This is a genomic window from Planctomycetota bacterium, assembly GCA_016207825.1.
In the GTDB taxonomy this organism is placed as follows: Bacteria; Planctomycetota; MHYJ01; order JACQXL01; family JACQZI01; genus JACQZI01.
Genome location: JACQZI010000023.1, coordinates 105,017 through 126,389, shown reverse-complemented (window position 1 = coordinate 126,389; position 21,373 = coordinate 105,017). Strand labels below are relative to the sequence as shown.

Sequence of the window (21,373 nt, the reverse complement as noted above, 5' to 3'; positions counted from 1 at the left end):
TAGCGGAGCGTAGTGGGTGAGGGGTAGGCGGGACCAGGAATTATAATAACATTCGTAAGTTGTAAATTCGTTTGACAATATCTTGATAGGAATCTATACTTTAATCCATGGCAATACGCATTGTGTGTAAAGGATACAACGAAGATTACGAAAACTTTACCGAGCTTGTCTGGCAAGACGATAAGGATTTGGATTTTTACGATAAAGACACTTACCCCGAATTCCAGTTGTGGCTAATCAGGTAAGTTTAGCTTTATTACGAAAGAGGTGATTTTCACAGAATTAAGTATGCTGTCTCGGGAATTACATAACTATTATTAAGAAAAATGGCGGATAGTTTTTCCAAAAGAAAACGCTCGTCTATAATGCGAGCCGTAAAATCGCGCGGAAACAAATCAACCGAGTTGAAACTGATAGAAATCTTTAGGCGAGCCAGAATAAAAGGGTGGCGCAGGAGATTTATGCTTGTTGGGAATCCGGATTTCGTTTTTCCGTCTAAGAGAATAGTAGTTTTCGCAGACGGCTGTTTTTGGCACGGGCATAACTGTAGGGAGCTAATTCCAAAAAGTAACGCGGCATTTTGGAAAAATAAAATAAAGCGTAATAAAGAACGCGATAGGAAAGTCACAAAAACGCTGAAATCATTAGGCTGGAAAGTCCTGCGTATTTGGGAATGCGCTATTAAAAAAGGAGTATTACGATTAGCCGCTTTGTTAAACAATTAAAAGGTGAGTAAAAGGTTCAATGGTAAAAATTTATTAGGAGAAAGCTATGATTCCCCAAAGAAAACTCAAAATGACATTTGCCGGAAGATTTATTGATTTGCTTGGACATCAAATGTATGGTGGGCCAGTTCCGTCAGTTGCGGAACTTATTGCAAATTCATGGGATGCTGATTCTAAAAAAGTGGAGATAACTATACCCGAAGCCTCACCACAAGAAAACCCCGATGCGCAAATAATAATAAAAGATTACGGAGAGGGAATGACCTTTGATGAAATAAATGACTTTTATTTGCATATTGGGTATGAAAGAAGAAAAAATCGCGGAGAACGAACAACAGGTAATAGATTAGTTATGGGAAGAAAAGGTATAGGTAAATTGGCGGGATTTGGAATTGCCGAAGATATGGTTTTGACCAGCGTTAAGAACGGGCATTTGATTGAATTTAATTTAAATTATACCACACTAAAATCTAAAGCCGAGATAAGCGGTTTTGAGTTTTTGCCAGATAAAGACGAGAAATCAAACGAACCAAATGGTGTCACGGTAATATTAAAAAATCTTAAATTTAATAATAGAATAAATGTTGAGAGTTTTAGAAAGAGCATGAGTAGAAGATTTGCATTAAATACTATCGAAATGCAAGTACATATAAACGGACAATCGTTAACAAAAGAAACTCTAGATTTTGAATACTTAACGTCCACTAATGGTGAACAATGGACGGAAGAGGAAGTTGCCGGTTTCGGAAAAGTTAAATATTGGTTTGGGTTCCTAAAAGAAACCATTAAGGATAAAGAATTAAGGGGAATATCTGTTTTCGCACGAGATAGAGTAGCTCAATTTACTCCATTTCATTTTAATCTAAGTGGAGGAATAAATGGTCAAGTTGGATTAGAATATCTTACCGGACAAGTTAAAGCTGAAATATTAGATGAAGATATAGATTATATTGCTACCCCTCGGCAAACTGTAAACTGGCAATTTGGGAACGCACCCATTCTTGAAAAATGGGGGCAAGATAAAATAAAAGAATTATGCCGGGATTGGAAAAAACGTAGCGACCAAAGAAAACTTGATAAATTCAAACATGATTATTCGGAGTTTGCTCCTATTATTAGTGGCCTTCCCCGTCAAGAACAAAGCGATTTAACCACAGCTCTTGAAAAGATTGCTGGGATAGAACGAATTAATGAAGATGATTTCAGAATTATTGCCCGGTCAATGATTGCGGGAGTGGAAAGGGAAAGCGTAAAAAAAATAATACGTAGGATTAATGCAACTGATGAAAATGCCTTGCCGGATTTGTTTGATGCTATTAAAGAATGGGATATTATTAGCGCGGTTTCTACCGCAGAAGTAGTGGCAGGGAAAATCGAAATTATAAAACAATTTAGAAATCATATAGAAGAAAGATTACCAGAAAAAGCACCGACCGGAACCCTTGATATGCAAACCTTTATTAAAACCCACCCTTGGTTATTAGGTCCACAATACGAACAGTTAAAACCCGCGGATTTTTATCATGAACATGGGATAGATAAGTGGATTGAAGAAATTACTGAAGAGATTGATAAAAAGGAATTGCCTTTTAAAAAGGAGGAAAGAGAAAATCGCAGGTTTGATTTATTATGTATTAAAAACGATTGGTTAATAGTTATTTTGGAATTAATGAAACCCGGATTACCTATTGATTATGATCATATTATGAGGTTAAATAGATATATAACTAGGATACAAGATGCCATTAAAAGTAAAGGTACACTTCCGGAATTTCAAAATAAAACAGTATATGGATTTTTAATTGCTGATAAACCACAAGCAGATACTTCGTTAGGCGAGACAATAACTGCTCTTAGGCATTTATTAGATGTTATTACATGGAAAGGACTTTTAGAGTTAGTAGAGGCTCGTTATAGGGAATTTTTGGAATTATTAAAGATGCAAGCCCCCGAAGACCCAAGAATGAAAGGGTATATCAATCCCCAATAAGATAGTTCTAAATGAAAAAGTATATATCGTTAGATTTATTCTGTGGTTGTGGTGGATTGTCTACAGGAATGGTTAAAGCGGGTTTTGATGTAAAAGCCGCCGTAGATAATGATGCCGATTCTGTTAAAACATATAGACTAAATCATCCTGATTGCAAGGTTATTAAATCTGATATCCGTAAGGTTACCCCCTTATCCGTTAAGAAATTATTGAAGGGACAACGTCTTCATCTTCTTGCCGGATGTCCGCCTTGCCAAGGGTTTTCTTCGGTTCGTCGCCGTAATGGGCGAAACGTTAAAGACAAAAGAAACAAGCTTATATTGGAATATCTAAGGTTTGTTAAAAAATTAAAACCTTTAACTATAATGTTGGAGAATGTTCCTGGATTGACAAATTATAATCTATTTAAAACTATGGTCAAGAAGCTTAACAGCTTAGGCTATAAGCTTAAACATGATACCATTAATATAAAGAATTATGGTATCCCGCAGCGCAGAAAAAGATTGGTATTAATCGGTTCTTTGTTAGGGAAAATCGATATTGCAACCGGTAACGGGGAAAAGGTTACCGTAAGAGACGCTATTGGTAATTTAGGGTCGATTAAAAAAACATCCGATCCTTTACATAAAATAACGGTAAAGCATACCCAGAGAATAAAAGATATGATAAAACTAATTCCCAAAAATGGTGGGAGCAGATCCGATTTACCCGAAGAATACAAATTATTATGCCATACTAAGGAAAATGTAGGATTTAATGATATTTACGGTCGATTAAAATGGGATGATAACTCGGCGACAATAACCGGCGGGTGTTTAAATCCTTCAAAAGGGAGATTTTTACACCCTACCGAGAATCGGGTTATTACTCCAAGAGAAGCGGCATTATTGCAGTCGTTTCCGAAATCATACAAATTCCCAACCGATATTCCCAAAGCATCGTTAGCTTTATTAATCGGTAACGCCTTACCGCCGAAATTTAGTTATATTCAATCAAAGAATATTAAAAAGCACTTGGATAAATACCTTGACCAACCTATTTAGTAAAAATAAATATTTACCGTAATTCCGGCGACCCCTTGCCTAATTGATTTTTCACTCTCCTTCAAGATTCCCCTTGACATTTCAATTTCAATCAAGTCCGTTAGATTCGACAAGCTCACTATAAATTTTCCCGCAGGGGGTGGATGAATTCCCGTCATAGGGGGTTTTATATTCTTGCATAGAGTATATCCTGTTTATATATGGGTTATATTATATTTCTTCATAGGGTATATTCTTCTTTTATATGGGTCATAGAGTGCTTTTTTATAGGGTATTTTCTCCTTTTACATGGGTCATAATGTCCATTTACATAGAGTGTTTCCTGTTTATACATAAGGCATATTCTGCTTTAAAATCGAGTATATTACCACGCAAAAGGGCCTAAGACAGTGATTCAATCCGGTAAGAGGTCTGTTTAAAAGGGGGTAGATGGGGGGTATCTACCCCCCGGGGGTACCCCCCCGTCCCTTGAGGGACTTCGGGGGACTATAGCCCCTCTGCCATAGTTGTGTCAAAATGTAAAATTCCAGAGCAGTTTTGTAAACTGTTTTTACACTAATTTGGCTAAAAAAAGCTATAAAGACGAACAAGCGGATAAAAACGTTTTAAACGGGCTTTTAAGGTGCTTGGCACGATATTTGCTATGTAGTAAGATGGATGATACGCCTTAAGGATTTTAGCCACGGAATTACACGGAACCCTGCTTTGCAGGGGCACGGGAATATAGATTTCTGCCCCTAAAAAAATGGGGCTGATGCCCTGTTTTTCTGTGCTTTTCTGTGGCTTGCGAGGCGTATATGATTTACGTGCCGCTTTTATGACGGTAAAGATTCCGATGACCATGACTATTCCTATCAGGATGGACAGGACAACCTGTACTTCCGCGGGGAACCCGCACACCAAAAACAAACCTTCTCCGTAAGGGAAATGGTCTATCTCCTGGCACGCATCTATATCCATCTCCCCAAAGACGCAGCCTTGAAGCGGCTCCAATCCTTAGACGATAATAAATTCCAATGGCGGCAGACCCTCAATAAATGCGGCATCAAGGGCAGGGAGTTAAGGCAAATCCTGCGCACGGTCCGGGATGATTACCGCTGGCTCCAGCGCCGGGATGATGAGCTTGCCTTTAAAAGCTTCTCCCTCAAGGAAACCATCTCTCTCATTACCTACCTCATGCGCAGTTTCGAGCGCGAACACTGGGATATCATAATGGCGCTTTATGACCTGGATTGGAATCTGGACGAGATTTACGAAAAGCACGGAAAGACCAGGCGATGCCTCTATTACTTCCTTACCCGATACATCAAAAAGCCCATAATCCAGTTCTTTAGAGGGCTGAATTAGCCTTTCCGGAGTTACCCATGCACCTGTTCGGTGCAGGATACACATATCATTTAACAGTGGTAGGTGTTACCCCGACAAGTCGGGATACTCATATCGGTTTATACAGGTAGGAGTTACACTTTTGCACCATAGGGAATTTTCTTCATAGCTCCATTCCCTTATCACGCCTTAGGTTAGAGCAAACGACCCCTCTCCAAAAGTTACAAACCGTGTAACTTTTACCCTTATAGTAGGAGGCGACCGAAGGAAGTCCCTGAAGAATGAAGGGGGACAAGAGAGCCTTCCAAAGGAGGGTAAAGATATGCGTAGAGAAACAAAGTCCCGACCGAAGGCATCGGGGAGGGAAAATGAGCCAATGGCAAATGAGCCAAAACCCAATTGCAAGAAATGCCCCAATCCATTGCCGGAAGACAACGGTATCACTTCGCAGGCGGCGCGGGCGCAGGATCTGTGCAGGTATTGCTACCTGGGCGAGTTCCCCCATAACAGCAATTCGCGCTATATACTGGGCAAGTATCGGATTAACCATGAGGAACTCCAGTATTACATGATGCATAAGGAAGAGGCGGTTAAGCGTTTCGGCAAACGGTTCTTTACCGGCTGGCTGGAAGAGGCAGATGATGCCGGGAAAGCGAGGGTAAGAAAATGCTGAAGAGAATATTGCTTATAATAATATTAGGAATTCTGGGTATCGGGCTGACGGTTTGGGCGACCAAGCCGGCGGAACTGCCGCCGGATGTGATTATCATCCGCCCCTTATCTACTAAGGACAACCCATATCAACGGGAATATGATGAAATGCTCAAACCTGCTGTCATGATTACGACATTATCAGGCAGAGGAACTGGCGTAATCATTCCAGGTTCATTGGTTCATCAGTCCACCGGCTCATTAGCTAATGAACAGTTGAACAATTCAACGGTTGAACTTTACGTTTTGACTGCTGCTCACGTGGTGGGGAATTACGCCAAGGTCGAGGTGACATTCTACGATTATAGCCACGAAGGCACAAAGTCACTAAGCGCTTCTGTAGTTATTACGGATACGGTTAAAGATTTGGCATTGCTTAGTCTGAAAACTGACAACTATAATCTAAAAACTGCTGCGTTAGCAAATAGGGATTATAAGTATTATCTGTTTGCCCCGGTGTATGTTGTCGGGTGTTCATTGGGGCTTAACCCAAGGCCGTCTTCAGGAATCGTCTCGGCTATCAGCTTTGATTCAGTAGAAATCACAGCTCCGATACTTCCGGGTAATTCCGGTGGACCCGTTTACACGGCAGATACGCACGAACTGATTGGGATAGCCGTATGGGTTCGGCTATGCGGTAATCAACTTGTTACGACCATGGCGGGAATTGTTCCCATCTCGGAAATATACGATTTCCTGGATTCAGCCCCATGCCTAACGGCAGGGACTCCCTATCCCCATACGAGGACTCCCAATTATTCGGGGTATCCCCGAAACAAAGTGGAGTGGGGTCAATCGGGTGTCCCCGAAACGAAGTGGAGCGGGGCCACCAAGACTCTAAGACACCAAGAAAAACTTAGTGACTTTGTGCCTTCGTGGCAAATAAACCACAGGAAGGAGTTAGACTATGCTGAAAGTAATGTCGAGTTTCTGGCTGGGTGTGGCCAGGACGGTTATCAAAATCGTTTTGGCTATATTAAAACGGAAGACGGAGTCCCGATAAATCGGGACGAACGTCCCCGGAACGAAGTGAAGGGGAAAAGTCAAACGTTGGGATTGGGTCGGCTTTTAGCGTCATCCCGCACTGTGAGCGGGAGGCAAGACGCAGCCGGCTCTCCCAACGGTTTATATATATTAATGCAATTATCCGACAATAGTGTCGGTTTAGCAGAAAGCCCTGAACCATTATTGGTATCAGGGCGGGAGGATACTACGATGAGTACCACAAGAATATGGATAAAGTTAGCGATAAACCCGTTAACAACCGCCGTGCCTCAGATGGCGGAACTTTGGGCAAATGGCTTGTCCAATAACGCGGGAAAACTGATTGACCGCCTTCAAGCGGTAATTCCCGACGAGGTTTCCTATCTTTCACGGCTTGCCGAGCCTGCGCAACAGGAATATCAGAAGGTTCTTGATCCTTCTTTTATCAGCCGTAAGGGTAAGAACAAGGCCAAAATCAATACCACCCAGGCTTATAAAATCAAGAAGGCATGGACGAAATACCTGAAGAATCTTAATTTTATGTTTGAGACCATTGACGGCGTTGTCGCCAAGCGGTTCAAGGATAAGGTTGATTCTTCCAAGGAAGCTTATGCCGAACGCTTAAGCGAAACCACGCTCTCCTTAACCGGTATTAAATCGCTGGAAAGCGGTCCGGCAAGGATTGCGGTCTACTGGCTGACCGGTGATTCAAAAGCCAAGGGGCTGATGAGGGCATCGGACGAATATGTCGTTCCGAGCGAACCCTTCAACGTCACCACGGTGGAGAAAAGGAATTCCCTGAGAGCGCTTGTCATGTCTCGCCTGATACAAAGCGGAATGGCGATTATGCATTCGAGCCTTTCAAAGCCTTTAATCGACGAATTAAACCTTCTGGATAACTCGCTTGTCCAGGGGATGATTGATCCGGCATTAGGGCTGGAGTCCTTTGCTCCGGGCGGTGCTTCTCACTTGGACTTCGTCAAGGAGAACGGACAGTTGTTTTTAGAGGTGAAGGTGTCACAGGTATGAACTATACCACTTTCGTTGCTTTGTCCCTCTACGCTTTGCTGCGAGGGACGCCCTATCAATTATAGTTGGTAGGGGCGTGACGGCTGATTGATAAAACAAGTGGAGGCTCGAGTAGTCAGTAGTGAGGGGGCGGTCATTTATGGTCGCCCCTTTCGCTTTTTTCTAATCGGTTATAAAAATACCGAAACTTTCGCAGCCCTGGGGGGTTTATATATTAAGAAGAAAAAGGAATGAATTGAACTGTCCCGATAAACATAATGTTTATAAGGGAAATCGGGATGCCCCAAACCCGATAATGAATAAAACATAAAATGGGGCAGAGGCATAAATATGAAATGCTCAAAAGTATCGGAAAATCTTTCGGCTCACCTGGATAAGGCTTTGGATGAAGCCACGACCAAATCCGTCTCCGAACACCTGGCTTCCTGCCCGGCTTGCCGGAAGGAATTCAATCTCCTTAAGGCAACCTGGAAAATGCTGGATGAATTCAAGCCCGTCCCGGTTCCTGAAGGCTTTGCCGACCGGATAATGGAACGCGTCCAATCAGGCGAAATACGGGTTACGCCAAGGCATCTTATCCCGGCGTGGGTGCCGTACCTGGCTTCTGCCGCGGTATTGCTCCTGACCATTACCATAGGGATATTTTATTCTCCATCAATTCCGCAGATGAATGAAAGCAATGCAGTGAGCGACAGTTTTATAGATGAGCTGGCCGCTATCGAGGATATGGAACAGGATGAAACGCTGGATATTTCAGAGAACATAATTGACGAAACAGAATCAGAATCGGCCTTGGATGAACTGGCACTATCGGAAGAATCTTTTGACGAATTGTTTTCCGAAGAATAGTTTTCTTCGGTTGAACTGATAGACAGATGCCATTCTGCGATTTTCCCAAGGGGATTATTGCAGGGTGGCAGGATTGTTTTCGGATAACCGATAATTTTAATGAAGGAGGGAGAAAAGATGAAAAAGATGGGGATTTTGGCGCTGGTTTTGGCGCTGGTTCTGGCCACCGGCATCTGGTTTGCCGGATGCGACAAGTCCAATGAACAGAAGGTGGATAAGATGTCCAAAGAAATCGGGAAACTGATAGCCGACGAGATAAAAACAATGCCGCCCGAAGCCCAAGCCAGATTTGTGGAACATTTTAACAAGATGCCGCCTGATGCAAAGAAACACCTGATAGCCAACCTGATACCCGGAGGGCATGGAAAGATGCAATCCCGCTCAAACCGCCAAGGCGGTTTTCGGGGACGCCCGATGAATAGTCCCGATGGAATCGGCCCTAATGCTGGAATGGGACGTATGATGCCCGGACAGGGAATGAGGCACGGTTGTCCAATGCATGGCCAAGAGGGGCCGCAGATGATGAAAAACCGCCAAACGCAGGGACGTCAGATGAAAGGACAGCAGAGGCAAGGCATGAAAGGAAATAACGCTCAGGCGCAGGCCAAGCTTAATCAGATAAAGAACCGCTTGATGAATATCCCACCGGATAAAAGGCGCGAGGCTTTCAGGAAATTTGCACAGAATAATCCTGAAATGGCAAGAAAAGTAAAGCGGATGCTCCAGAGCCAAAATAAGCCGGATAACAATCCGCAGATAGCTCCTCCGAAACGGGGCAGCAGGCAAAATATGCCTCCGCAGAGGCAAAACAAGCGCCTCCAGAAACGGCCGGCCCCGGAAACACCGATGGAAAGGGATTTCTGGAACGAGGAATTCCTTAATTCAGAGGGTTTTTAATCCGGATAAAACTTTACCACCCCATACCTTTGGTAAGGGACTCCCTATCAATCGGGTGTCCCCGAAACGGAGTGGAGCGGGGCAGAGAACACAGAGTAGTATTTAAATAAATTAATCTTTATCTCCGTGGACTCTGTGGTTGCATTTTCTAACGGGTGGTATTGGGTGATAACGGCTTGGTAGCGGTTTTCAGTTCATCATCTATAAACCTGCCGATTTTGCGGTATTTTTCATACCTTTTCTGGAGCAGCTGGTCCATCGGCAAGCTTTTCAGTTCAGTCAGGTAGCGCAGAAAGACCGATTTGATATTAAAAGCGGTTGTCTGATGGTCGCGGTGTGCTCCGCCGATAGGCTCGGGGACAATTTCATCCACGATTCCCAGTTCGAGCAGTGCTTTCGGGATAAGTTTCAGGACCTTAGCCGCTTCAGGGGCCTTGGTCGAGCTTTTCCAGAGGATAGCCGCGCAGCCTTCAGGGGAGATGACGGAGAAATAGGCGTTTTCCATAATGGCGAATTTATCGCCCACGCCGATAGCCAAAGCGCCGCCGCTCCCGCCTTCTCCGGTGACCAGGCAGATTATCGGGGTTCGAAGCTTGGACATCTCAAAGATATTTTTGGCAATGACCAGCGCCTGCCCGCGTTCCTCGGCGCCGATGCCCGGATATGCGCCGGGCGTGTTTATAAATGTAATGATGGGTATACGCAATTTTTCCGCAAGCTGCATCTTAAGCATTGCCTTGCGGTAGCCTTCCGGATGGGGACAGCCGAAATTGGAGGCGATTCGTTCCCGCACGGTTTTGCCGCGCTTCATGCCGACCAGCATCACTTTTTGGTCGTCCAGGCGGGCTAAGCCGCAGACCAGAGCCGGGTCATCGCGGAAAGAGCGGTCGCCGTGTAGTTCTATAAAGTCGGTAAACAAGAGCTGGACGAAATCGTGGAAATCCGGCCTGCCCGGGTGGCGGGCAAGCTGGACCCTCTGCCAGGGGGAGAGATTTTTGTATATCTCGGTTTTCAGGCGGTTAGCCCGCTCATGGAGTTTTTTTATCTCATCAGACAGATCCACCTCCGCGAGTGCCGAGAATTTCTCGAGCTCTATAATCTTGTTTTCCAGCTCCAATATCGGCGCTTCAAACTCCAACACCTCGGTCTTTATTCTTACATTATCCATAAAGGGGATATTATACTAATAATCGAGCGCGTGTCAATAATATGTTTTTCCTTGATAGGGTGGGGATAGAACACGAATAACACGAATAAAGACGAATTATACGAATAATTGTTTTTCTTTGCCTTGGGCGATATCATTCGTGATATTCCATTTGATTCGTTAGATTCGTGTTAATTTTCTTGACTGCTAGAACGCCTTGTTTTATATTGCCTCCTTCGTGGGTGACGATAAAGATAAAGTTTTGGAATGGAGCGTTTATCCTTTTAAGGAAAACACGGCAAAAGCGGTTTTTTTCGTAATAATGCTCGTTTGCCTGATCTTTCTCATCTATAGCTGGTTTCAGTCACTGTTGCCGACGGTAATTATCGGGGCGTTGTTTTTATTAGCCCTGCGGTCTTTTTACACCAGGACGCGCTATGTTTTTTATCCGGATAAACTGGAAATCATAACCCCGTTCAGCCGCGTGAAAAAGGATTGGTCCGGTTTCCGCAGCTATTACCCGGATAAAAACGGCGTTTTATTGAGCCCGTTTGAAAAGCCTTCCAGGCTGGAGAATTTCCGCGGGCTGTATTTGCTGTTACCCGCCGAAGGCGTCCGGAGAGAAGAAGTTTTAGATTATATCAGACAAAAGATTAAAAATGGCGTTGATGAAAGAAGCAATCCTGATGACCGAAACACAAAACAAGCCTAAGAAAAGGTTTATGGATACCTTAAGGCATGCTTTTGCGGTGGAGCCTGCGGAAGGGCCGTTTCAGCCGGAAGATATCGCGCTTATGGAAAAGCTGGCGCAGGCCGTGATAAAACGGCAGCTGGCGACCATGGCTATAATGACCCTGGAAACCGTCCGTCCCTTAAATTTCCTGGGGAGCCAGGCAATGGTGTTTTTCCAGCCGATTATCAGCATGGTTTTTTCCACGGAGGAATACGAGCGCTTCAGCCGGATTCTTGAGCGACGGCAGAGCATTCCGATGCTGATAGAGATAATCGAGAAAGCGGAAGATGCCCGGATAGCCAAAGAGAGGGAATTAAGGAAAAGCCCCGACCATGTCGGGACGCACGATAATGATTTGAATGTGCGTGATTATTAATATTTTGAATACGCAAATATGGATAAAGATTTAAAAGTTATTATTGCCACGGATTGCGGGTCGACCACGACCAAGGCGATTCTTATCGAAAAGACCGAAAGCGGCGAATACCGCCAGACTTTCCGCGGAGAGGCGCCGACCACGGTCGAAGCGCCTTTTGAAGACGTGACCAAAGGCGTCCTTAACGCCATTGCCGAGGTGGAAGAGCTTTCCGGCAGGAAAATCCTGGACGGCGAAAAGATAATTTACCCCAACAAAGGCAAGGAAGGGGTGGATATATATGTATCAACCAGCAGCGCGGGCGGGGGACTCCAGATGATGGTCGCCGGAGCGGTCAAGACGATGACCGCGGAAAGCGCCCAGCGGGCCGCCTTAGGCGCCGGCGCAATCGTGATGGACGTTCTGGCTTCCAACGACGGAAGGCTGCCTTACGAAAAGATTGAGCGTATCCGCCAGTTAAGGCCCGACATGGTGCTTCTTTCCGGCGGGACAGACGGCGGGACCATCAGCCACGTGGTGGAACTGGCCGAATACCTTGCCGCGGCAGACCCCAAGCCGAGGTTCGGAATCGGATACCAGCTCCCTGTTATTTTTGCCGGAAACAAAGAAGCGCGCCCGAACATCCAGGAAACGCTCGGTAAAAAGACCGCGCTTACCTTGACCGATAATATCCGTCCGACCCTGGAACAGGAAAACCTCAAACCCGCGCGCGATAAAATACACGACCTCTTTTTGGAACACGTCATGGCGCAGGCGCCCGGATATAAAAAGCTTATCTCATGGGTGGGCGCGCCGATTCTGCCCACGCCTTCGGCGGTCGGCATCATCATGCAGACTATTTCCAAAAAACAGGGGATTAACCTGGTCGGGGTTGATATCGGCGGGGCGACGACCGATACCTTTTCAGTGTTTGACACCATCTTTAACCGGACAGTCAGCGCGAACCTGGGGATGAGCTACAGCGTTTCCAACGTCCTGGCGGAAACAGGATTGCCCAATATCATGCGCTGGGTGCCCTTTGAAATAGATGAAGAGGATATCAGGAACCGCATCAAGAATAAAATGATCCGACCGACGACTATCCCGCAAAGCCTGGATGAACTTAAGATTGAGCAGGCGATTGCCCGCGAGGCATTGCGCCTTGCCTTTGAGCACCATAAACAGCTGGCCGTCGGATTAAAGGGCGTCCAGCAGGAGCGTTCCATATCGGACGCCTTTGACCAGTCGGCTTCCGGGCAGACATTGATTAATATGGCCAGGCTCCATTTGATTGTCGGGAGCGGCGGCATTCTTTCCCACGCCCCGCGGCGCGTGCAATCCATGCTAATGATGATGGATGCCTACCAGCCTTACGGGATAACGCACATGGCGGTGGACAGTATTTTTATGATGCCGCATTTGGGAGTTCTTTCCACGGTTCATGAACAGGCGGCTACGGATGTCTTTGTGCGCGACTGCATGATTTACCTGGGCGCGTGCATTTCCGCGGTCGGCAAGGGAAAGCCGGGTGATAAATGCATGGAATATAAGATTGATTTCCCTGACGGGAAAACAATTACAGATAGCATAACCTTTGGGGATATTAAAATGTATCCATTGGAAGTGGGCAAAAAGGCGACGGTGGAAGTGACCGCTGTCCGCGGATTTACCCTGGACGGAGGCAAGGTAAAGACACTTAAGCAGGAAATAAACGGCGGAGTGGTTGGTATTATATTTGATGGGCGCGGCAGGCCGCTCGAATTACCCGAAGACAAGAAAGAAAGAGTGTCTTTTATTAATAAGTGGACTAAAGTTTTAAATTTATATCCGGCCCCGACATAAACTGTCGGGATGGAGGAGGCCAAATAAAAAATTATGGGACATGCATATACGCCCGGTTTAAGGGTGACTGAATGTACGACTATCCGAAAGAAGAGAATTCTGCCCATCCCAGGCGACTTGGTAGTTAAAAAGGGCGACAAGGTGGAATCCAACGCCATCGTTGCGCGGACGGAGCTGCCCGGCAGCGTCAAGACGGTTAATATCGTGAACCTTTTGGGCATTACCCCGGATGAAATCCGCGATTACATGCTTAAAAAGGAGGGCGATCCGATTGAATTGAATGAAACGCTTGCCGAAAACAAGCCTTTTATAAAATGGTTTAAGACATCGATTAAATCACCGATTAAAGGTAAAGTGGAAAGCGTTTCTGCCATCACCGGACAGGTGCTCTTGCGCGAGCCGCCCAAGCCCTTGGAGCTGAACGCCTATATCGACGGCGAAGTGGTCGAGGTGATTCCGAGGGAAGGCGTTATCGTGGAAACGACCGCCTCGTTCATCCAGGGGATTTTCGGGGTGGGCGGTGAGATACACGGCATCCTTAAAATGGCCGTCAAGAGCCCGGATGAAGTCCTTTCCGAGGATAAAATACTGCCCGAATACAAGGATAAAATCATCATCGGCGGTTCGCACGTTTCCGGAAGCACTCTGAAGAAGGCCGTCCAGATGGGCGTGCGCGGAATCGTGGTCGGCGCGTTTAACGATAAAGACTTAAAGCAATTATTGGGATACGATTTGGGCGTGGCCATTACCGGGACGGAAAAGATAGGGCTGACCCTGATTATCACCGAAGGGTTCGGCACCATTACCATGGCTAAGAAGACCTTTGACCTTCTGGTTTCCAAGGAAGGCAAGAAGGCGTGCATTTCCGGCGCCACGCAAATCCGCGCCGGAGTTATCCGCCCGGAAATAATTATCCCTGACCCGGCTTTAAAGGAGAAACTCGCTTCAATCAAGGAAGGCTGGGAACGCGGCGCGCTTAAGGAAGGCGACCCGATCAGGATTATCCGCGACCCGTTCTTCGGAAAAATCGGGCGCGTTAAAGCGCTTCCCAACGACCTCCAGAAAATAGATACAGAGAGCCCGGCGCGCGTTCTGGAAGCCGAGTTTGCCGGAGGCAAAGTGGCTGTTATTCCCCGCGCTAATGTGGAACTAATTGAGGAATAAGCGCCGATAGATAAATTTTTCCGATAAAGTTCGTTTATTTTCTTGACCGCGTTTGGGATTTTACTAATATGCTCGTATTACCAAAGGGGCCAATATATCAGGAGTATATGAGAAAAACACCCTGGCTGATTATTACATTAATATTAGTTTTCTTGGCCATCCAGTCGGCACTTCCTTCCTTATACGCTTTTGAAGTTGAAGTAACAACCGTAACCCCGACTGACTCCGCTCCTTTAAATACAGCCCAACCGAGTGAATTCACGGCTTTTGATACACCCAATAACTGCCTTGGTGATATTTCACTCAGTTGGAAAGGTATTTCTCCTGAAGACAATGCGACATTCTATGTAGTATATATCGATAAAAGCGCAGATGGTAAATTTGAACAAGTGGCTGCTAAGTTTCCGGCTACCGGACGATGGAAAACAAATGAGCATTGGCCTTTCTGGGTAAGCGGAACCAAAGATCTTTATCACTATTTAAAAATCAATATTCTGGAGCAATATCCAGTTTCTTCCATGGAAGAATTATGCAAAAAACAGGAAGAATTGCAGGTTGTGAGGAAGGATCTTGAACAGGCGAAGAAAGACAAGAAAGATGTTTCAGAATTAAAATCAAAGAAACTTATATTGATGAATGAAGTGAATGCCCTTAAAGATAAGGTAGATCAAGAAGAGAAAGAAGCTAAACTTAAGGAATATTATTTTAAAGTAGTCAAAACGGATAAAGACAATAACATCCTATTTACCAGCCCGATTCTTAAAGCGCAGGCGAAAAACAACTGGTTTAATTTTTCGCTCATAAATAATTTTATCGTAATGATTTTGTTCTGCGGGATAGTGTTATGGTTTATCAGCCACGCCAAGAAGAATAAGGAGTTGTTCTTAAGGAGAATAAATGGATTAGATGCCATTGAAGAGGCGGTCGGGCGAGCCACGGAAATGGGACGCCCCATATTTTACCAGACAGGCATAAGCGATTTAAGCGATATTTCGACTATCTGCGCCACAGTCATTCTGGGTAAAATCTCCGAGAAAATTGCCCAGTATGATACCCAGCTTAAAGTGCCGCACCGCGACCCGATTGTTATGTCGGTCTGCCAGGAAATAGTCAAGGAGGCCTATATAAAATCGGGACGTCCCGATGCATATAAGGAAGACAGTAATTTTTATGTGACTGGCGACCAATTTGCCTATACCGCGGCGGTGAACGGGATGATGCTCAGGGAAAAACCAGCTGCTAATTTCTTTATGGGTTATTATATGGCCGAGGCCTTGCTTTTGACCGAGTGCGGTTCGTCCACCGGTGCTATCCAGATTGCCGGGACGGATGCGACGGACCAGTTGCCGTTTTTTATCACCACGTGTGATTATACCTTGATTGGGGAAGAATACTATGCGGCATCGGCATATCTTTCAAGAGATCCCGTATTGGTAGGGACTCTGAAAGCGCAGGATGTCGGCAAAGGGGTTATGCTGGTTGCCTTGATATTTTTTACCATTTTTGCGCTGACTCATTCTTCCTGGCTGATTGACTTAATAAAGGATTTTTCATAAATGCAATCAATTAAAAAGTTATTGCCGGTAATCGTCGCTTTCATAATGGGCGTGTTTTTCGCCCTCCAGTATTACATTCCTCATCCTTTTACGGATAGCCTGCTTACGGGTATGTCTAACTGGGGTATTGTCATAAGCGGTTTTGCTATGGGATTGGGAATCGTTAGTTTGTTCCATCTCCATATTTCCAAGATAAAACGCCAAGTGCCGGGTTGGGGGTTCAGCATACTTGTTTTTGTATCTTTATTTACTATGCTGGGAGCCGGTATTTATTGTGCTAGCGCAGAAGTAGTTACGGAAACCGGCAAGCTGACCATTTACGGATGGCTTTACCAGAATCTGATGGTGCCCTTGCAAAGCACGATGTTTTCGGTATTAGCTTTTTATATTGCTTCCGCCGCATTTAGGGCCTTCAGGGCGAAAACACGCGAAGCGACCTTGCTTTTGATTGCCGCAATTATCGTTATGTTTGCCCGGGTTCCGATGGGTGAATATCTCTATAAACAGATACCGACTTTCGAGCTTTGGGGAATTACATTTCCACCGGCTATCGGGCAGGTGTCCGAATGGTTGTTAAAAGTCCTTAATACGGCTGCCCAAGGCGGAATTTCACTGGGGATATGCCTGGGAAGCATTGCGATGTCGTTAAAAATTATATTCGGTATCGAACGCGCTTATATGGGCGGAGCTAAATAATGAATAATCTATTCCAAAAATTAGTTAATCTGGACCGCCGGTATATTTATATCTTGGTGTCTTTGGCAGTGATTATTCCTTTGTTATACCCGCTTTATATAGAGATAAATATTTCTCCGGCTGTTCAAAACGTATATGATACAATTGAAAGCCTGCCGCCTCGTTCGGTCATATTTTTAGGCATGGATTTTGACCCTGCTTCCAAGGCGGAGCTTTACCCGATGGCCGAAGCGATATTACGGCATGCTTTCAGGAAAAACCTGCGGGTTATCGGAATGACTTTCTGGGTTACCGGTACCGGCTTAGGAGAAAAGGCTTTTGCTGATATCGCGAAAGAAACAAGCCGGGAATACGGGGAGGATTACGTTTATCTGGGCTGGAAAGCCGGTGGCACATCTTTACTTATTTTGATGGGGGAAGAAGGTATTCCTTCGGCATTCCCGGTAGACCATTACGGGAAAGATACAGCTTCTATGCCGGTATTGGAAAACGCTAAATATCTTAAGAATATTGATTACCTGGTGGAATTGGCAGCCGGGTCTACGCTTGGTTCATATTATTATTACGGCAAATTAAAATATAAATTCAAAATGGGCGGTGGTTGCACCGGAGTCATGGCGGCTAGTTGGTATAACCTGATGAAGATAGACTGGATAAACGGATTCTTGGGCGGTTTGCGCGGCGCTGCTGAATATGAAAAACTGATTAAGATGTCTGATAAAGCGACGAAGGGTATGGATGCCCAGTCCGTTACCCATATGCTTATTATTATGATGATTATATTATGTAATATCGCATATTTTATTGGGCGAGCTAAGGCTAACCAAACTAAGGGGGGCAATAATGGATAGTTCAGCGTTGATTGGTATTTGGATTGCCGCCGGGCTGACATTGTTTATGTATAGCTCGCTTTATAAGGATAACCCGTTTTTCAGGTTTGGCGAACACCTTTACCTGGGTTTGTCCGTAGGATATATTCTTATCCGCGTGATTTATTCCAACTTTATTGCCACTCTTTACGTGCCGTTGTTTGAGGAACGGGATTATTGGTTAATTATCCCTTCTATACTTGGAATATCGCTTTATACCAGATTCTTCTCCAAACTGGCATGGATCAGCCGTATTACCTTTGCGTTTCTTATTGGATTCGGCTCCGGATTAGGCATTCCCCGTATAATCGCCGGAGGTGTTTTCCAGCAGATAGAAAAAATAATAACCCCGCTAGGTACGCAACTCACTCCTTTTGAATACTTCAGCGGCATATTAATTGTCATCGGGGTTTTCAGCGTGCTGATTTATTTCTTCTTTTCATGGGAACATAAAGGGCTGGTCGGAGGGGTTTCTAAAGTGGGCATATATTTCGTGATGATAGCCTTCGGCGCCTCGTTCGGATATACCGTGATGGGCAGGATGTCGTTGCTTATCGGCCGTTGTTATGATTTAATAGATTATTCTTCGTCGAAATATTATTATGCAACAATAGTTTTATTGGTAGTGATAATAGCTGTTTTGGCAGTCTACGAATTGGTATTAAAGAAAAAAGAGCAGCCTAAGACATAATGCGAACGAAAATCGGTTTCTTAATAATAGCATTATTTATTTCTATAAGTTCATTCCCTGCTTTTGCGCAGGAAGTAAAAGCTTTAGTTACCCCAGAGAATTTCACCGCTTTTGATACACCGAACGATGCGGGGAAAAGCATTTCGCTAACATGGCTTGTTTCAAAGAATAATGACCAGGAAGGCGTATACTATATTATTTATGCTTCTCAGGGTTCGAGCGGTCCCTGGACCCAGGTAGATAAAATCCTATCGACCACTGCCTATAAATCGGAAGCTCCACAATACTTCGGGCTTAAGGAATCAAACAATCAGTACCATTTTTACGAAGTTACAGGCATTCCCGGCGTTGTTGAAAGCATAACCTCAACCGTTTATTTCAAGCTGGCCATAACCGACGGTGATAATACAGTTGAATTCCCTTCAGTCGTTTCGGCAGCGCCTGAAGGAAACTTTTTTGATACCTCCAAAACCAATGTCCTTATCTTTGTGCTTATATTTTCTTTTCTTATAATGTTTTTTATAAGCCTAGCCAGGAAAAACCCAAATTTATTCGTCAGGCATATTCCGGGATTAGATGCGATTGAAGAAACCATCGGCCGCGCCACGGAAATGGGCCGCCCGATACTTTACTTGAACGGTTTGCTTGACATGTCTTCTCTTTCCACAATCGCGGCCACGAGCATTCTCGGTAAAGTCGCTAAGAAGGTCGCTAATTATGATTCCCAGATAAAAGTTCCCTGTTACGACCCGATAGTCATGTCTGTTTGCCAGGAAGTTGTCCGGGAAGCTTATCTTGAAGCCGGCCGGCCGGACGCCTTTAAGCAGGATAATATTTTCTTTATCACGAATGACCAGTTTGCCTATGCGGCCGCGGTTGACGGACTTATTGTCAGGCATAAACCGGCGGCCAATCTTTATATGGGCTATTACTATGCCGAGTCTTTGCTTATTGCCGAAACAGGCGCGGCAACCGGAGCCATGCAGATTGCCGGAACAGATTCGATTACCCAGCTGCCGTTTTTTATCACTACCTGCGATTATACCCTGATGGGAGAAGAATTATATGCCGCGTCGGCTTACCTTTCCAGGGAGCCCTTGCAGCTCGGTTCGCTTAAAGGGCAGGATTACAGCAAGGCGTTTATCATAATCGTTTTGGTTGTGGGCGCTGTATTGAGCACCGCCGGATATACTTTCGTCGTTAATTTGTTCAAAACGTTTTAAATATGTTTATTAAAAGAAATCTTCCTTTGTTAATTGCCTTTGTGATGGGCATATTGTTTATCATCCAGTTTTTTGTTCCCCATCAATGGTCGCAGGAAATGTTAACCTGGGGCAATAAATGGATAGTAATCATCGGCGGAATATCATTGCTCCTTGGGATAAGCAGCTTGATTCATTTTCACTATGTCCAGGTAAAGCGTTCGGTTCCCGGGTGGGGCTACAGCTTGGTAATGTTTGGCGCATTTATCATCGCGATTACAGCCGGTTTTTTACCTTCAATCATAAGATGGTTTTTACCACCAATAGCGCCCGATGCTGATCCCGGTAAATGGCTTGGTTTTCTTCCTTTATATCCCGGACTTGAGGAAGGATCTCCGCTTTTCTGGATATTCTTGAACGGGATATCTCCTTTTATGGCGACTATGTTTTCTTTGATAGGGTTCTTCATCGCTTCGGCAGCGTTCAGGGCTTTCCGCGCCCGCAGTTTGGAGGCCACCTTGTTGTTGATAGCCGCGGTTATTATAATGCTCGGGCAGACTCCGCTGGGCGCCATGATTTGGGAGAAAATCCCCGATATAATGGTCTGGATTTTTAACGTGCCCAACACCGCCGCAAAGCGCGCGATACTCTTCGGCATTGCCATGGGTTCGATAGCTTTTTCCATAAGGATTATTTTAGGCATAGAAAGGGCTTATTTGGGCGGGAAAGATTGATATGGATAAGGAAATGAAATTTAACGTTACGCGCTGGATTATTTTCGCTCTGGTTGCCATTGCGATTATTATTCCGGTGATGATAAAAGAAAGAATCACGCTTCCTGAAAGTTCTTCAAGCGTGGTGAAAAATATATACGATTTTATCGAAAAGCTTCCGGAAAAGTCTCCCATAATCATATCGGTTGATTTTGACCCGTCATCGGATGAAGAGTTAAGGCCGATGATAAAGGCTCTCCTGCGCCATGCCTTCAGGAAAAACCTGCGCGTTATCGGCATGACCATTTGGGATGCGGCAGCCGGCGGAACTTTGATTAATATCTTTAATGAGATGGGAAAAGAAGCCAAAAAAGAAGACGGGGTTGATTATGCAATTATGCCTTTCAAGCCGGGGGGAAGTTCGATTATCCTGCTTTTAAGCCAGAATGTTTATGATGCCTATCCGAAAGACTATAAGAACAACCTTAATAAAGATTTACCCGTATTCAAAGGGATTAAAACCCTTAAGGATATGAAATATGCCATGTGTGTTTCAGCCGGTCAGGCGGTAGACACCTGGATTATTTACGGGAAAGAAAAAGGTAAAATGCCTTTAGGTGCAGGATGCACTGCCGTTATGGCAACAGATTATTATCCATTCCTTCAATCAAAGCAGCTGGTCGGATTGATGGGCGGTTTAAGCGCCGCTGCCCAGTATGAATCCTTGATTAAGCACAAGGATACCGCAACAGAAAGCATGAAGCCGCAGACAGTGGTTCATGCATTGATTATAATATTGATAATAATCGGTAATATAATGTATTTTACGGGAAAGAGAAAGAAAGCTTAAT

Annotated in this window: 22 protein-coding genes; 20 read left to right on the top strand and 2 right to left on the bottom strand. The window is 44.9% G+C overall.

The window, feature by feature from the left end; translation table 11 throughout:
* Window positions 1-107: 107 nt before the first annotated feature.
* From HY811_08805 to HY811_08790, 4 genes are all read left to right on the top strand, one after another.
* On the top strand, window positions 108-245 hold the full coding sequence (locus HY811_08805; GenBank protein MBI4834900.1) for a hypothetical protein: 138 nt from the start codon (window positions 108-110) through the stop codon (window positions 243-245).
* Between the two features lie 81 nt (window positions 246-326).
* On the top strand, window positions 327-725 hold the full coding sequence (gene vsr, locus HY811_08800) for a DNA mismatch endonuclease Vsr (GenBank protein MBI4834899.1): 399 nt from the start codon (window positions 327-329) through the stop codon (window positions 723-725).
* Window positions 726-771: 46 nt separating this feature from the next.
* Window positions 772-2,715, top strand: coding sequence for an ATP-binding protein (locus HY811_08795; protein ID MBI4834898.1), 1,944 nt, complete (start codon window positions 772-774; stop codon window positions 2,713-2,715).
* Window positions 2,716-2,726: 11 nt separating this feature from the next.
* The gene (locus tag HY811_08790; GenBank protein ID MBI4834897.1) at window positions 2,727-3,758 is read left to right on the top strand and encodes a DNA cytosine methyltransferase; all 1,032 of its coding nucleotides are present in this window, start codon (window positions 2,727-2,729) and stop codon (window positions 3,756-3,758) included.
* A gap of 564 nt (window positions 3,759-4,322) precedes the next feature.
* Here HY811_08790 and HY811_08785 read toward each other — a convergent pair.
* Window positions 4,323-4,718 carry a hypothetical protein gene (locus tag HY811_08785; GenBank protein ID MBI4834896.1) on the bottom strand — a complete coding sequence of 132 codons (396 nt, stop codon included), beginning with the start codon at window positions 4,716-4,718 and terminating at the stop codon, window positions 4,323-4,325.
* Window positions 4,719-4,736: 18 nt separating this feature from the next.
* Between HY811_08785 and HY811_08780 the strand changes: the two genes are divergently transcribed.
* The 5 genes from HY811_08780 to HY811_08760 all read left to right on the top strand — a co-directional run bounded on the left by HY811_08780 (window position 4,737) and on the right by HY811_08760 (window position 9,554).
* Complete coding sequence (locus tag HY811_08780; protein ID MBI4834895.1) at window positions 4,737-5,105, top strand: hypothetical protein; 369 nt, start codon at window positions 4,737-4,739, stop codon at window positions 5,103-5,105.
* 301 nt (window positions 5,106-5,406) lie between these two features.
* The gene (locus HY811_08775) at window positions 5,407-5,757 is read left to right on the top strand and encodes a hypothetical protein (protein ID MBI4834894.1); all 351 of its coding nucleotides are present in this window, start codon (window positions 5,407-5,409) and stop codon (window positions 5,755-5,757) included.
* Window positions 5,751-7,808, top strand: coding sequence for a trypsin-like peptidase domain-containing protein (locus tag HY811_08770; protein MBI4834893.1), 2,058 nt, complete (start codon window positions 5,751-5,753; stop codon window positions 7,806-7,808). The genes HY811_08775 and HY811_08770 overlap by 7 nt, the downstream gene beginning before the upstream one ends.
* Before the next feature lie 330 nt (window positions 7,809-8,138).
* Complete coding sequence (locus HY811_08765; protein MBI4834892.1) at window positions 8,139-8,657, top strand: zf-HC2 domain-containing protein; 519 nt, start codon at window positions 8,139-8,141, stop codon at window positions 8,655-8,657.
* Window positions 8,658-8,774: 117 nt separating this feature from the next.
* On the top strand, window positions 8,775-9,554 hold the full coding sequence (locus tag HY811_08760) for a hypothetical protein (protein MBI4834891.1): 780 nt from the start codon (window positions 8,775-8,777) through the stop codon (window positions 9,552-9,554).
* A gap of 148 nt (window positions 9,555-9,702) precedes the next feature.
* Here HY811_08760 and HY811_08755 read toward each other — a convergent pair whose 3' ends face one another.
* Window positions 9,703-10,722 carry an acetyl-CoA carboxylase carboxyltransferase subunit alpha gene (locus tag HY811_08755; GenBank protein ID MBI4834890.1) on the bottom strand — a complete coding sequence of 340 codons (1,020 nt, stop codon included), beginning with the start codon at window positions 10,720-10,722 and terminating at the stop codon, window positions 9,703-9,705.
* A 241-nt stretch (window positions 10,723-10,963) separates the two neighbouring features.
* Here HY811_08755 and HY811_08750 point away from each other — a divergent pair, with 241 nt between their 5' ends.
* The 11 genes from HY811_08750 to HY811_08700 all read left to right on the top strand — a co-directional run bounded on the left by HY811_08750 (window position 10,964) and on the right by HY811_08700 (window position 21,372).
* On the top strand, window positions 10,964-11,413 hold the full coding sequence (locus tag HY811_08750) for a hypothetical protein (GenBank protein MBI4834889.1): 450 nt from the start codon (window positions 10,964-10,966) through the stop codon (window positions 11,411-11,413).
* Window positions 11,361-11,810: a hypothetical protein gene (locus HY811_08745; protein ID MBI4834888.1), complete on the top strand. Its 450-nt coding sequence runs from the start codon at window positions 11,361-11,363 to the stop codon at window positions 11,808-11,810. The genes HY811_08750 and HY811_08745 overlap by 53 nt, the downstream gene beginning before the upstream one ends.
* Window positions 11,811-11,828: 18 nt before the next feature.
* Entirely contained in the window at window positions 11,829-13,631 is a 1,803-nt protein-coding gene (locus HY811_08740; protein ID MBI4834887.1) for a glutamate mutase L, read from the top strand.
* Between the two features lie 33 nt (window positions 13,632-13,664).
* Window positions 13,665-14,795, top strand: a complete 1,131-nt coding sequence (locus HY811_08735; protein MBI4834886.1) for a hypothetical protein — start codon at window positions 13,665-13,667, stop codon at window positions 14,793-14,795.
* Between the two features lie 107 nt (window positions 14,796-14,902).
* On the top strand, window positions 14,903-16,351 hold the full coding sequence (locus HY811_08730; GenBank protein ID MBI4834885.1) for a hypothetical protein: 1,449 nt from the start codon (window positions 14,903-14,905) through the stop codon (window positions 16,349-16,351).
* Complete coding sequence (locus HY811_08725; GenBank protein ID MBI4834884.1) at window positions 16,352-17,047, top strand: hypothetical protein; 696 nt, start codon at window positions 16,352-16,354, stop codon at window positions 17,045-17,047. It abuts the gene before it with no gap.
* On the top strand, window positions 17,047-17,898 hold the full coding sequence (locus HY811_08720) for a hypothetical protein (protein MBI4834883.1): 852 nt from the start codon (window positions 17,047-17,049) through the stop codon (window positions 17,896-17,898). The genes HY811_08725 and HY811_08720 overlap by 1 nt, the downstream gene beginning before the upstream one ends.
* The gene (locus tag HY811_08715) at window positions 17,891-18,607 is read left to right on the top strand and encodes a hypothetical protein (GenBank protein MBI4834882.1); all 717 of its coding nucleotides are present in this window, start codon (window positions 17,891-17,893) and stop codon (window positions 18,605-18,607) included. The genes HY811_08720 and HY811_08715 overlap by 8 nt, the downstream gene beginning before the upstream one ends.
* Window positions 18,607-19,830, top strand: a complete 1,224-nt coding sequence (locus tag HY811_08710; GenBank protein ID MBI4834881.1) for a hypothetical protein — start codon at window positions 18,607-18,609, stop codon at window positions 19,828-19,830. The genes HY811_08715 and HY811_08710 overlap by 1 nt, the downstream gene beginning before the upstream one ends.
* 8 nt (window positions 19,831-19,838) lie before the next feature.
* Entirely contained in the window at window positions 19,839-20,543 is a 705-nt protein-coding gene (locus HY811_08705; protein ID MBI4834880.1) for a hypothetical protein, read from the top strand.
* Window positions 20,544-20,556: 13 nt separating this feature from the next.
* Complete coding sequence (locus HY811_08700; GenBank protein ID MBI4834879.1) at window positions 20,557-21,372, top strand: hypothetical protein; 816 nt, start codon at window positions 20,557-20,559, stop codon at window positions 21,370-21,372.
* Window position 21,373: the final 1 nt, after the last annotated feature.

Coding starts and splice junctions, on each gene's coding strand:
- HY811_08730 (MBI4834885.1), top strand. CDS start 14,903: ATGAGAAAAACACCCTGGCTGATTATTACATTAATATTAGTTTTCTTG.
- vsr (MBI4834899.1), top strand. CDS start 327: ATGGCGGATAGTTTTTCCAAAAGAAAACGCTCGTCTATAATGCGAGCC.
- HY811_08795 (MBI4834898.1), top strand. CDS start 772: ATGATTCCCCAAAGAAAACTCAAAATGACATTTGCCGGAAGATTTATT.
- HY811_08755 (MBI4834890.1), bottom strand. CDS start 10,722: ATGGATAATGTAAGAATAAAGACCGAGGTGTTGGAGTTTGAAGCGCCG.
- HY811_08725 (MBI4834884.1), top strand. CDS start 16,352: ATGCAATCAATTAAAAAGTTATTGCCGGTAATCGTCGCTTTCATAATG.
- HY811_08740 (MBI4834887.1), top strand. CDS start 11,829: ATGGATAAAGATTTAAAAGTTATTATTGCCACGGATTGCGGGTCGACC.
- HY811_08785 (MBI4834896.1), bottom strand. CDS start 4,718: ATGGATATAGATGCGTGCCAGGAGATAGACCATTTCCCTTACGGAGAA.
- HY811_08760 (MBI4834891.1), top strand. CDS start 8,775: ATGAAAAAGATGGGGATTTTGGCGCTGGTTTTGGCGCTGGTTCTGGCC.
- HY811_08765 (MBI4834892.1), top strand. CDS start 8,139: ATGAAATGCTCAAAAGTATCGGAAAATCTTTCGGCTCACCTGGATAAG.
- HY811_08715 (MBI4834882.1), top strand. CDS start 17,891: ATGGATAGTTCAGCGTTGATTGGTATTTGGATTGCCGCCGGGCTGACA.
- HY811_08790 (MBI4834897.1), top strand. CDS start 2,727: ATGAAAAAGTATATATCGTTAGATTTATTCTGTGGTTGTGGTGGATTG.
- HY811_08720 (MBI4834883.1), top strand. CDS start 17,047: ATGAATAATCTATTCCAAAAATTAGTTAATCTGGACCGCCGGTATATT.
- HY811_08775 (MBI4834894.1), top strand. CDS start 5,407: ATGCGTAGAGAAACAAAGTCCCGACCGAAGGCATCGGGGAGGGAAAAT.
- HY811_08735 (MBI4834886.1), top strand. CDS start 13,665: ATGGGACATGCATATACGCCCGGTTTAAGGGTGACTGAATGTACGACT.
- HY811_08700 (MBI4834879.1), top strand. CDS start 20,557: ATGAAATTTAACGTTACGCGCTGGATTATTTTCGCTCTGGTTGCCATT.
- HY811_08710 (MBI4834881.1), top strand. CDS start 18,607: ATGCGAACGAAAATCGGTTTCTTAATAATAGCATTATTTATTTCTATA.
- HY811_08745 (MBI4834888.1), top strand. CDS start 11,361: ATGGCGTTGATGAAAGAAGCAATCCTGATGACCGAAACACAAAACAAG.
- HY811_08805 (MBI4834900.1), top strand. CDS start 108: ATGGCAATACGCATTGTGTGTAAAGGATACAACGAAGATTACGAAAAC.
- HY811_08770 (MBI4834893.1), top strand. CDS start 5,751: ATGCTGAAGAGAATATTGCTTATAATAATATTAGGAATTCTGGGTATC.